10 protein-coding genes are annotated in these 11,592 nt (G+C 70.8%); 9 read left to right on the top strand and 1 reads right to left on the bottom strand.

What is annotated here, in order from left to right; all coding sequences use genetic code 11:
- The first annotated feature begins 12 nt into the window (after window positions 1-12).
- From ACZBH1_RS03415 to ACZBH1_RS03380, 8 genes are all read left to right on the top strand, one after another.
- Complete coding sequence (locus tag ACZBH1_RS03415; RefSeq protein WP_463645513.1) at window positions 13-1,611, top strand: HNH endonuclease signature motif containing protein; 1,599 nt, start codon at window positions 13-15, stop codon at window positions 1,609-1,611.
- Window positions 1,612-1,777: 166 nt separating this feature from the next.
- A complete protein-coding gene (locus ACZBH1_RS03410; RefSeq protein ID WP_336398331.1) occupies window positions 1,778-2,824 on the top strand; it encodes a LacI family DNA-binding transcriptional regulator in 1,047 nt (348 codons plus the stop codon).
- Window positions 2,825-2,903: 79 nt separating this feature from the next.
- Window positions 2,904-4,193 (top strand): sugar ABC transporter substrate-binding protein, encoded by a 1,290-nt coding sequence (locus tag ACZBH1_RS03405; RefSeq protein WP_336398143.1) that lies wholly within the window; start codon window positions 2,904-2,906, stop codon window positions 4,191-4,193.
- Between the two features lie 58 nt (window positions 4,194-4,251).
- A complete protein-coding gene (locus tag ACZBH1_RS03400) occupies window positions 4,252-5,193 on the top strand; it encodes a carbohydrate ABC transporter permease (protein WP_336398144.1) in 942 nt (313 codons plus the stop codon).
- Window positions 5,194-5,196: 3 nt separating this feature from the next.
- Window positions 5,197-6,150 carry a carbohydrate ABC transporter permease gene (locus tag ACZBH1_RS03395; RefSeq protein ID WP_452324107.1) on the top strand — a complete coding sequence of 318 codons (954 nt, stop codon included), beginning with the start codon at window positions 5,197-5,199 and terminating at the stop codon, window positions 6,148-6,150.
- Complete coding sequence (locus ACZBH1_RS03390; protein WP_463645512.1) at window positions 6,147-7,133, top strand: carbohydrate kinase family protein; 987 nt, start codon at window positions 6,147-6,149, stop codon at window positions 7,131-7,133. Before ACZBH1_RS03395 ends, ACZBH1_RS03390 begins: the two co-directional genes overlap by 4 nt.
- Window positions 7,134-7,243: 110 nt before the next feature.
- Window positions 7,244-8,227: a family 43 glycosylhydrolase gene (locus ACZBH1_RS03385; RefSeq protein WP_463645511.1), complete on the top strand. Its 984-nt coding sequence runs from the start codon at window positions 7,244-7,246 to the stop codon at window positions 8,225-8,227.
- Window positions 8,228-8,462: 235 nt separating this feature from the next.
- Window positions 8,463-9,230: a hypothetical protein gene (locus ACZBH1_RS03380; RefSeq protein WP_463645510.1), complete on the top strand. Its 768-nt coding sequence runs from the start codon at window positions 8,463-8,465 to the stop codon at window positions 9,228-9,230.
- Window positions 9,231-9,270: 40 nt separating this feature from the next.
- On the opposite strand, the gene ACZBH1_RS03375 is transcribed toward ACZBH1_RS03380, so the two are convergent.
- Window positions 9,271-10,200 carry a Ppx/GppA phosphatase family protein gene (locus tag ACZBH1_RS03375; protein ID WP_336398149.1) on the bottom strand — a complete coding sequence of 310 codons (930 nt, stop codon included), beginning with the start codon at window positions 10,198-10,200 and terminating at the stop codon, window positions 9,271-9,273.
- Window positions 10,201-10,505: 305 nt separating this feature from the next.
- On the opposite strand from ACZBH1_RS03375, the gene coaA reads away from it, so the two are divergent.
- The gene (coaA, locus tag ACZBH1_RS03370; protein ID WP_336398150.1) at window positions 10,506-11,474 is read left to right on the top strand and encodes a type I pantothenate kinase; all 969 of its coding nucleotides are present in this window, start codon (window positions 10,506-10,508) and stop codon (window positions 11,472-11,474) included.
- Window positions 11,475-11,592: the final 118 nt, after the last annotated feature.

Here is an 11,592-nt window from a genome sequence, read left to right as displayed (position 1 = left end):
CCATGATCAGATATGGCATTCTTCTCCGATCTCGCGCAGCATCTCGAGGTGCTGCGCGATGCCCTCGGAGGTGATGTCGAAGCCGAGCTGCTGCCCCTCGCACTGGATCGCCTCAGCGACGACGGGGTGGTCGCTGCGCTCGAAGCCGCGACCGGTCTGGTGCGCGCCGGAGAGAAGGTGCGTATCGCGGCGTCGGGTGCGGCCGCTGCGCGATCGACCCGCGAGGCGGGTCACACCGGGCTCGCGCAGAAGCGCGGCCACCGCAATCCGGCGTCGCTGATCCAGGAGATCACCGGGGCCACGAGAGCCGAGGCGGCCAAGCACGTCCGGCTCGGCGAATCGCTGCGCACGCTGGCCGGCATCGATCCCGGGCGCGATGCGATGACGGATGCCTCGGACCCGGCGGTTCCGCCGTGTGAAGGGGCGGGAGCCGGGGTCGGCGTGGGACCGGGGCCGAGGGCCGGGGTTGGGGCCGGCGGGGAGCCCGAGCCGTGGCACGCTCCGCTCGGACGGGCGCTGCTGGCCGGAGCGATCGGGTCGGCCCAGCACGACGCGATCCTGCGGGGACTCGGCGAGCCACCCGAGCCCGATCCGCTCGCCGCCTCCAGCCAAGACGACGGGCTCGACGCCGTCGCGCGGGCGCGCGAGGCTTGGCGCGAGGCGTGGATGCTGGCAGCCCAGCAGCTCATCGCCGAGGCGCGGGAACGCACGGTCGAAGAGCTCGGCCGAGCCGCCCGGACGATCCGCGATCAACTCGACCCGGCAGGCGCCCAGCGGCGGTTCGACCAGCGGTTCGAGGGACGCGCCTTCCGGCTGTGGCGCGATGCCGACGGTGTGCGGCGCGGCTCGATCGTCTTCGACGACCTCGGCGGCGCGTGGGCGCAGACCATCTGGGATTCGGCGCTCCGGCCCCGACGAGGCGGCCCGCGGTTCGTCGACTCCGAAGAGAAGGCGCGCGCCGAAGAGCTCGTCGCCGACCCGCGCACGAACGACCAGCTCGCGTACGACCTCTTCCTCGACCTGCTGTGCGCCGGCGCCCTCGCCGACGCGGCGACGGTGTTCGGCGCCCGCCAGGCCGGCGTGCGCATCGTGGTGCCCGCCGACGCGATCGTCCAGGAGCGCTCGGGTGCGCCGACGGTGGCGCTGATCGAAGACGACCAGACGGTGCTGCCAGCCTGGCTGGCCGCCCAGCACATGTGCGACACGGCCACCCGTCACGTCACCGTCGACGGAGGCGGCAATCCGCTCGACCTCGGGCGCGAGGCGCGGCTGTACCGCCCCAACCAGAAGATCGCCCTCGCGATCCGCGACGGTGGGTGCCGGTGGCGAGGCTGCGACCGGCCGGCGTCCTACTGCGAAGCGCATCACATCGATGAGTGGGTGCGTGACGAGGGCAGGACCGACATCGACCGCGGCATCCTCCTCTGCAGGTTCCACCATATGGAGTTGCATCACGGTGGCTGGCGCATCACCCGCGAGGGGCTCGGCGACTTCGTCCTTCATCCGCCGCCGGGGAGGGGCGATCCGCTCGTGCTGGTCCCCCGGCTCGCGCTCCGCCTTGCTGTGTTCGACATCGAACCGCCTCCGAGAAGGTTCCGCCTGGCCGGCTGAGCCATGCCGGCTGAGCGTGGCTGGGCCATGCTCAACCGGGCGTCCTCAACGTCGCTCGCCGCGTCGTCTCCGCATCGATCCAGACTTCGCACTTGACGCCGAGCGCGACAGCGGTTCATAATCAGTTTCGTTCGATAAATCGATTTAGCACGAGGGAGTGTCGACGATGGCCCGGGCTCGGATCTCAGACGTGGCGGCGGCAGCCGGTGTGTCTGTGACGACCGTGTCCCTCGTCATGAACGACGTCGAATCCCGCATCTCGGAGGAGACCAGGGCACGCGTCCGCGAGGCCGCCCGCTCCATCGGATACGCTCCGAGCTCGGTCGCCCGCGGGCTGCGCACCCAGCAGACCCGAACCGTCGGACTCATCTCGGACCAGATCGCGACGACGCCGTTCGCCGGCGACATGCTCGCCGGCGCGCAGGACGCCGCGCGCGAGAACGACCACCTGCTCTTCCTCATCGACACCGGCGGCGACAGCGCCATCGAAGCGGACGCGATCCGCGCACTGTCCGCGCAGCAGGTCGACGCGATCATCTACGCGTGCATGTGGCACCAGATCGTCCCGGCCCCGACCGGACTCCCTGCGGCGGCGGTCTTCCTCGACTGTCGGCCCGAGGGCGGGGGATTCCGCTCCGTCGTCCCCGACGACCGCGCCGGGGGCGCGGCGGCCGTGCGCGAACTGGTCGCCGCGGGGCATCGGCGCATCGCCTACATCGACACCGACGACAACCCCATCGCCTCGACGCTGCGCCACGAAGGCTACCTCGAGGTCCTCGCCGAGGCCGGCATCCCCGTCGACCCCGCGCTCCACGTGCACGGTGAGACGACCGCCCGCGGCGGACGCGCCGCATTCGAGCGGCTGCTCGAGCTTCCCGAGGAGCAGCGCCCCACCGCAGTCTTCTGCTTCAACGACCGTATGGCGGTGGGCGTGTACATCGCCGCACACCGCCGCGGCCTCGACATCCCGCGGGATCTGTCGGTCGTCGGGTACGACGACCAGCAGCTCGTCGCCGCGGAACAGGATCCCCCTCTGACCACCATCGCGCTGCCCCATTACGACATGGGTCGCTGGGCGATGGAGGTCGCACTCGGCGTCCGTGCGGAAGGGGATGAGGACGCCGCGCACCTGATGGAGTGTCCCGTCATCCGACGAGACTCCGTGGGCCCGCCGCCGGCACACGTCGGCAAACAGAACCGGCGACGGGCTTGACACAACGAGCGGCCGCCGAAGGCGGCCCCCGACCGATGACCTACGCAGGCGTAGGTCACAAGAAAAGGAAACCACAACCATGCGCACAAGGACCCCGATCCTCGTGTCTGCCGGACTGGTCTCGGCCCTTGCCCTGACCGGCTGCGGGCAGGCCGGTGAAGGCGAGACCACGACCGATGACGGCCGCACCCAGTTGACGATGTGGACCCACTCCGCCGGCAACCCGGCAGAGCTCGAGGTCTACGAGCGGATCATCTCGGACTTCAACGACTCCCAGGACCAGTACCAGGTCGTGCACGAGTCGTTCCCGCAGGGCGCCTACAACGACGCGATCGTCGCGGCCGCGGCATCCGGCGATCTTCCCTGCCTTCTCGACCTCGACGGGCCGATCATGCCGAACTGGGCGTGGGCGGGCTACCTGCAGCCGCTCGAGCTGCCCACCGAGCTCACCGACTCGCTGCTGCCCACCGCGGTCGGCGTGTGGGACGGCGAGATCTACTCAGCCGGCTACTGGGATGCCGCGCTGGCGATCTTCGCCCGCCAGTCGGTGCTCGAGGAGAACGGCATCCGCATCCCCACCATGGAGGAGCCGTGGACGCAGGATGAGTTCGGCGAGGCCCTCGCCACCCTGAAGGCGAGCGGCTACGAGACGCCGATCGACATCGGCGCCGAGGACACCGGCGAGTGGTGGCCGTACGCCTACTCGCCCCTCCTGCAGAGCTTCGGCGGCGACCTCATCGACCGCGAGAGCATGCTGACCGCCGACGGTGCGCTCAACGGGCCCGAGGCGGTCGCGTGGGGCGAGTGGTTCGCCGGTCTCTTCGCCGACGGGTACGCCGACAACGGCGGGACCGTGGGCAATCAGGAGTTCGTCGACGACGAGGTGGCGCTCAGCTACACGGGCGTGTGGAACGCCGTCGCCGCGCTCGACGCGGTCGGAGACGACCTGCTCATCCTGCCCCCGCCGGACCTCGGCAACGGACCTGCGATCGGCGGCGGCTCGTGGCAGTGGGGCATCTCCTCGGAGTGCAACGACGCCGACGGCGCCCGCGAGTACCTCGAGTTCAGCTTCCAGGACGAGTACATCACCGAGTTCGCCGACAAGCAGGTCGTGATCCCCGCCACCGAGGCGGCCGCGCAGGCATCGGAGTACTTCGGCGACGACGGCGCCCTGCGCCCGTTCGTGGAGTTCTCGCAGGAGTACGCGGTGCTGCGTCCCGAGACCCCCGCATACGCGGTGATCTCGGCCACGTTCGAGACCGCTGCGAAGGACATCATGAGCGGCGCCGACGTGCAGGAGACGCTCGATCGCGCGGTGTCGGACATCGACGCCAACATCGAGTCGAACGACGGCTACGGCTTCCAGTGATCCGCCGCGCCGGCGGGGGCCTCATGCCCCCGCCGGCGCATCCTCAGAGAGACCTGCCATGACTGTCACTCCACCGACGGTCGCCGCCGAAGAACCTCGGCGCGAACTCCGTCGCTTCCGCTCCATCAAGGGGCGCGAGACGTGGGCAGGACTCGGGATGATCGCCCCCGCCGGCATCCTCCTGGTCCTGTTCCTGATCATCCCCGTGATCCTCGCCTTCACGCTGTCGTTCACCAACGCGCGACTCATCTCACCCAACCCCCCGCGCTTCGTGGGGATGGACAACTTCGTCCGCGCTTTCACCGCCGACCCGCTGTTCGTGCAGTCCGTCGGAAACACCGCGATCTTCGCGCTGGTCGTCGTGCCCGTCCAGGCCGCCCTGGGGCTCCTGCTGGCGGTGCTCGTCAATCGGCGCATGCGCGGGGTCACCGCCTTCCGTGTGATCTTCTTCATCCCCGTCGTCACCTCGATCGTCGTCGTGTCGATCCTGTGGAAGTTCATGTATCAGCAGGACGGCCTGATCAACTCGATGATCGACGCCCTCACCTTCGGGCTGTGGTCGGGCGTCGACTGGCTGAACGATCCGCAGACCGCACTCGGCGCGATCATCTTCATGTCGATCTGGCAGGCCGTCGGATTCCACATGATCATCTGGCTCTCGGGTCTGCAGACGATTCCCGAGGAGCTCTACGAGGCCGCCCGGATGGACGGCGCGAGTCCGTGGCGCCAGTTCACGAACGTCACCTGGCCCGGCCTTCGCCCGACCATGGTGTTCGTGCTCGTCACGATCACGATTGCAGCGCTCGGCCTGTTCGTGCAGGTCGACGTGATGACCCAGGGCGGCCCGCAGGGCGCGACCTCCACCATCGTCTTCCACGCGGTGCGGAAGGGCTACGAGCAGCAGGAGATCGGCTATGCCGCCGCGATCTCGCTCATCTTCTTCGTCGCCGTGCTGATCATCGCGCTCATCCAGCGACGGTTGACGCGAGAGAAGGACTGAGCCATGTCCGAAACCCGAACCCTCACCACCGCATCACGCGGGTCGGAGCGCCCTCGACGCGTCCGGACCACGGCGAGCGAGAAATCGCATCGGCTGCGCGGCAAGATTTTCGTGTACGTCGCGATGTCGCTGTTCGGCGTGCTGTTCCTGTTCCCGCTCGTGTTCATGTTCGTCTCGAGCCTCAAGCCCGACGCGCAGATCCTGCAGGACATCGATTCGGTGAACGCGTTCCTCCCCACCGGAGACATCAGCCTCGCCAACTACTTCGGCGTCTTCGATCGTGTGCCCGTCGCGCGGTTCCTGTTCAACTCCGTGTTCGTCACCGTGCTCACCGTCGGGTTCGGCCTCATCGTGAACTCGATGGCGGGGTTCGCGCTGTCACGCCTGGAGTGGAAGGGCCGCATCGTCGTCCTGGCGATCGTCATCGCGACGCTGATCGTGCCGTTCGAGACCATCGCGGTGCCGATGGTCTACTGGGTCGCGCAGCTGCCCACCCTCGTCATGGAGGGCGGCGTGCTGAAGTACGACTTCGGCTGGCTGAACACCTACGAGGTGCAGATCGTGCCGTTCATCGCGAACGCGTTCTCGATCTTCCTGTTCACGCAGTACTTCTCCACGATCCCGAAGTCGCTCGACGAGGCCGCCCGCATCGACGGCGCCAGCTGGTTCACGATCTACCGCCGCATCCTGGTGCCGCTGTCAGGCCCCGCGTTCGCGACGGTCGCGATCCTGACGTTCCTGCCGGCGTGGAACCAGTACCTCTGGCCGCTGATGGTGGTGCAGAAGGAGGAGCTGCGACCGGTGATGGTCGGCATGCAGTACTTCTTCCAGCTCAACACCGCGTGGGGCGAGGTGATGGCGTACACGTCGCTCATCACGATCCCGGTGCTCATCGTGTTCCTGGTGTTCCAGCGGGCGTTCGTGAGCAGCATCGCGGCGAGCGGGGTGAAGGGATGACGACGGATGCCGCGCCCCGCGGCGGCCCCGGACACGTGGGCGCCGCCTCACCCCGCGTCTTCGTGATCGGCGAGGCTCTCGTCGACATCGTCCATCGCGCGATCGGTGCCGTGGACGAGGCCCCCGGCGGAAGCCCGGCCAACACGGCGCTCACCCTGGGCCGCCTGGGCCGGCGGCCGGCGCTCGTCACGCGCCTGGGCGACGACGAGCGGGGGCGGCGGATCCGACGCTGGCTCGAGGTATCCGACGTGGAGGTCGCCGCCTCGGCGGCCCCGCGCACGGCGACGGCGACCGCGCACCTCGACGCGGCCGGGGCCGCCACCTACTCCTTCGACCTGGAGTGGGACCTCGGCGCCGAGGTGAGCGGGCTCGAGGGCGCGCTCGCCGCGACGGCGGACCTCGTGCATGTCGGCTCGGTCGCGACGGTGCTCGCCCCGGGGGACGCGCAGGTCGTGGCCCTGGTGCGGGCGGCCCGCCCGCGCGCGCTCATCACGTACGACCCGAACATCCGGCCCTCGCTCGTCGACGACCCCGCGCGCGTGCGCGCCCGGGTGGACGACCTCGTCGCCCTCGCCGACGTCGTCAAGGCGAGCGACGAGGACCTCCACTGGCTCGCACCCGGGCGCGATGCCGTCGAGATCGCACGCGAGTGGGTGGCCCGCGGTCCGGCGCTCGTCGTCGTCACCCTCGGCTCGCAGGGCGCGATCGGGGTAACCGCCGACGGCGAGGTGGTGGTCCCGGGGATCCCCACCGACGTCGTGGACACCGTGGGCGCCGGCGACACGTTCATGGGCGCGCTCATCGACGGCCTGCTCGAGCGCCGCATCACCGGAGCCGACCTGCGGGCGCCCGGGGGCGGCATCCGCTCCGCCGAGGTGGCGGCGCTGCTCGAGCGGGCCGCGCGCGCCGCCGCGATCACCGTGTCGCGCCCGGGCGCCGACCCGCCCCGGCGCGACGAGCTCACCGTCGCGCGCACGGCGTGACCCCTCCTCTCACGGCCGCGCCGTGACCGACCTCTCACGGCCGCGACGGCCGTGAACCGACCGCATGTCGCGCGATCGACCGACCGCGCGCAAGACCTCGAAGGATCACTGTGTTCGACCTCCCCGGCTCCTGGGTATGGGACTTCTGGTTCGCCGACGACGGCGACCGCTACCACCTCTTCTTCCTCTACGCCTCGCGCGCGCTGCGCGACCCCGACGCCCGGCACTACCGCGCCTCGATCGGTCACGCGGTCTCGACCGACCTCGTGAACTGGACCCAGGTGGAGGACGCGCTCGTGCGCAGCGACGCCCCCGCGTTCGACGACCTCGCGACGTGGACGGGCTCGGTGGTGCGGCATCCGGACGGCACGTGGTTCCTCTTCTACACCGGCGCCACGGCCGCTCCGGACGGCAAGAACATCCAGCGCATCGGGTACGCGACCTCGCCCGACCTCCACGTGTGGACCAAGGCCCCTGGCCCCGTGCTCGAGGCGGAGGGGCCGTGGTACGAGAAGCTGTCCAGCGGCGCCTGGCACGACGAGGCGTTCCGCGACCCGTGGGTGTTCCCCGACCCCGAGGGGGACGGCTGGCACATGCTGCTCACCGCGCGCGCGCCGGAGGGCCCGGTCGACGGCCGCGGCGTCATCGGGCACGCGTGGTCGGCCGACCTGCGCGCGTGGGAGCTGCGCGAGCCCCTGTCGGCGCCGAGTCCCGAGGGGTTCGGGCAGCTCGAGGTGGTGCAGGCCGAGGTCGTCGACGGCAGGCCCGTGCTCATCTTCTCGTGCCTCGGCGACCAGGCCACGGCCTCGCGCCGCGGCAGCCACGGCGGCACGTGGGCGGTGCCGGCGGAGAGTCTCCTCGGGCCGTTCGACGTCGACGCGGCGTACCCGCTCACCGATGAGTCGCTCTACGTCGGCCGGCTGCTGCGCCGCCGGTCGGACGGGCAGTGGCTGCTGTTCGCCTTCCGCCACGTCGGCGAGGACGGCCTCTTCGTCGGAGGCGTCACCGACCCGATGCCGGTGCGCTGGGAGGGGGACCGGCTGGTGCGGCAGGTCCCCGAGCGCGTGGACGAGGCGCCCCTGGCGGGCGGCTGACCCCGAACGGGAACGAGGCTGCGCGGACGTCCCGGGAAGCTCGACTTGAGATATGAGACTTCCAGTCTCTAGAGTGGCGAGGGCGCGCGGCCATTGGGGTGGCCTGCGTGCTGATCCGACCGACGGCTCCGTGCCGCTTCGTGGGTCTCACGGTGCCGGGTTGTGGGGACCCGGCACCGCGACCCCCGCGGACGCCGGTGCGGCGCGCGGTCGCGGTCGGGGCGATAATCGAGGCGTGCACCCTCCTGATCCTCCCCGGACGCGTCGGCCTGCGGGCGAGACCCGCGCGCTGATGCTCGAGACCGCGGTGAAGCGGGTCGAGGCCGAGGGGCTGCTGCTCGACTACTCCAACATCGCGCTCGAGGACCTCATCCGCGTGGCGGGGGTGCCGCGGTCCACCGTCTTCCGGATCTGGCCCGACCGGGGGGCCTTCGTCGCCGATCTCGTGCGGGCGCTGTTCGACGCCGACCCAGGGTTCGACACCGGCTTCGACGGCGAGACGCTGCAGCTGCTGCAGGGGGCCATCGCGCAGGGCGCGGCGGACACCGACCAGCCCGCCGGCGTCGGCCGCGGCGTGGCGCTTCGCAGGGTCGTCCGACTCGCCGTCGCCCACAACGTGGTCGCGGTCGAGCACTCCGTGGCCTACCGGGCGTACAAGACCATGTCGGCCGCACTCGCGAGCGGCGACGCCGTTCCCGGCGGGCACGAGATCAGAGCGCTGCTTTCCGAGATCGAGGACAGATACTGCGAGCGCATGGCCGAGCTGTACCGGACGCTCAACGGCGCGCTCGGCGTCCGGATGCGCCCCGGAGTCGACGAGCGCGACCTCGCCGTGGCGATCATGGCCACGATCGACGGCATGACCGATCACCGGCGCATCAACCCGGCGATGATCGACGCGCCCCGCATCGTCACCATGGGCCCGGAGGGACCCGAGGAGTGGCACGTCGCAGCGCTCGCCGTCTACGGCATCTACGCGGCCTTCACCGAGTTCGACGAATGACCCGCCGCTGAGCGGGTGACCCGCCGCTGAGCGGGTCGGGCTACCAGCCCAGCTCCTCGATGTAGCGCAGCAGGACGCCCTCCCGCAGCGCCCACGGCGACACCTCGAGCTCATCGACATCCAGCGCGCGCATCGCCTCGTGGAGCACGACCGCGCCCGCGACGATCTGGAAGGTGCGGTCCGCCGTGATGCCGGGCAGCTCCTGGCGGGCGGACGCGGGAATGCGCGCGAGCCGCGGAATCCACGAGCCGAGGGCGTCGCGCGGGAGCAGCATCCGCTCGATCCCCGACCATCCGGGCACCGGATAGCCGACCAGCTTCGCCAGCGACCGGATCGCCTTGGAGGAGCCGACGACGTGATCGGGCCGGGGCAGCGCGCCGAACGACTTCGCGACGGGCGCGAGGGTCGCGCGCGCGTGGTCGCGGAGCTTCTCGACGGCGGCTTCGCCGGGCGGGTCGTCGGGCAGGAAGCGCACGGTCATGCGGCCCGCGCCGAGGGGGACGGATGCCGCCGACTCGGGCAGCTCGTCCGCTCCGGCGGCGATCTCGAGCGAGCCGCCGCCGATGTCGAAGAGGAGGATCTGGCCGGCCGCCCAGCCGAACCAGCGGCGGACGGCGAGGAAGGTGTAGCGCGCCTCGGTCTCGCCGCCGAGCACCTGGAGCGGCTGGCCGAGCGCCTCCTCGATGAGCCGGATGACCTCGGGGCCGTTCTTCGCCTCGCGGACGGCGGAGGTCGCGGTGGCCAGGAGCTCGTCGACGTTCTCCGACGCCGCGACCTTCCGGGCCTGCGTGACGGCGTCGACGAGCGCCGTCACGCCCTCGTCGGTGATCGAGCCGTCGGGCGCGAGGTAGCGCATGAGCCGCAGCACGGTGCGCTGGCTCGTGGTCGCGAGAGGCCTGCCTCCCGGACGGGCGTCGGCCACAAGCAGATGGACGGTGTTCGAGCCGATGTCGAGGACTCCGAGGCGCACCCGTTCACCCTAGCGGCGCGGCCCCCCGCGCCGTTCCCGCCCTCGACCCTTCAGGGCATACACCGCATCGGCGACGAGGCACCGCGGGGCGGCGTGGTGTCTCGTGCGGGATGTGGTGTTTCGCAAGGTCGTTCAGGGCATACACCGCATCGGCGACGAGGCACCGCGGAGCGGCGTGGTGTCTCGTCCGGGATGCGGTGTTTCGCAACGGGAACCCGGGCGCCGGGGCGCCGGGGCGGCGGGGCGCGGGGCGGAGCAGGGGCGCGGCATCCGTCACGCGTGCACCACCGGATACGATGGGCGCGATGTCCGCCGATGAAGCGACCCTGCACGAGACGGGCGTGGTCGCCCCCGCTCTGTCCCTCTACCGCGAGATCGAGCGCGCCGACTGGGCGCGACTGGCCGCCGGGGTGACGCAGCCGCTCAGCGAGACCGAGATCGTCCAGATCCGCGGGCTCGGCGATCGCCTGGACATCGCCGAGGTCGCGCAGGTCTACCTGCCGCTGTCGCGGCTGCTGTCGCTGTACGCCGAGTCCACCAAGCGCCTGGGAGCCGAGGAGTCGGCGTTCCTCGGCGAGACGGACTCCACGACGCCCTTCATCGTCGGCGTCGCCGGCTCGGTCGCCGTCGGCAAGTCCACGATCGCCCGCCTCCTGCGCGAGCTCACCAGCCGCTGGCCGGGCACGCCGCGCGTCGAGCTCATCACGACCGACGGCTTCCTGTACCCCAACGCCGAGCTCGAGCGGCGGGGGCTCATGGAGCGCAAGGGCTTCCCCGAGTCGTACGACCGCCGAGCGCTCGTGTCGTTCCTCACCGAGGTGAAGAGCGGCGCCCCCGAGGTGCGCGCGCCCTTCTACTCGCACATGCGGTACGACATCGTGCCCGATGCGGTCATCACCGTGCGCCGCCCCGACATCGTGATCGTCGAGGGGCTCAACGTGCTGCAGCCGCCGCCCACGCCCAACGACGTCGCGGTGAGCGACCTGTTCGACTTCTCCATCTACGTCGATGCGGATGCCGAGCACATCGCCCAGTGGTACGTCGAGCGCTTCCTCGCGCTGCGTCGCGCCGCGTTCAGCAACCCGAACTCGTTCTTCAACGTGTTCGCGCAGCTGTCCGACGAGGAGGCCGTCGAGCGCGCCCTCGGGTTCTGGAACTCCATCAACCTGCCCAACCTCGAGGAGAACGTGCTGCCCACGCGGCACCGCGCGAACCTGGTGCTGCAGAAGGCGGCCGACCACACGGTCGAGACGGTGCTGCTGCGCAAGCTCTGACGCGCGGCCGATCGAGCGGATGCCTCCAAGGGAGGTGCGCCCGCGCCCGGAGGGTGGTTGACATCCGACCCGGGCAGGGCCAAGTTCATAGATGACACCGCCCGATGGGGTGGGCGGC

Source organism: Microbacterium sp. ZXT2-5 (genome assembly GCF_055329545.1).
This window is presented reverse-complemented; position numbering and strand designations above follow the sequence as displayed.

Excerpts from the sequence above, each read along its gene's own strand:
- ACZBH1_RS03415 (WP_463645513.1), top strand. The coding sequence starts at position 13 with ATGGCATTCTTCTCCGATCTCGCGCAGCATCTCGAGGTGCTGCGCGAT.
- ACZBH1_RS03410 (WP_336398331.1), top strand. The coding sequence starts at position 1,778 with ATGGCCCGGGCTCGGATCTCAGACGTGGCGGCGGCAGCCGGTGTGTCT.
- ACZBH1_RS03400 (WP_336398144.1), top strand. The coding sequence starts at position 4,252 with ATGACTGTCACTCCACCGACGGTCGCCGCCGAAGAACCTCGGCGCGAA.
- ACZBH1_RS03390 (WP_463645512.1), top strand. The coding sequence starts at position 6,147 with ATGACGACGGATGCCGCGCCCCGCGGCGGCCCCGGACACGTGGGCGCC.
- coaA (WP_336398150.1), top strand. The coding sequence starts at position 10,506 with ATGTCCGCCGATGAAGCGACCCTGCACGAGACGGGCGTGGTCGCCCCC.
- ACZBH1_RS03405 (WP_336398143.1), top strand. The coding sequence starts at position 2,904 with ATGCGCACAAGGACCCCGATCCTCGTGTCTGCCGGACTGGTCTCGGCC.
- ACZBH1_RS03395 (WP_452324107.1), top strand. The coding sequence starts at position 5,197 with ATGTCCGAAACCCGAACCCTCACCACCGCATCACGCGGGTCGGAGCGC.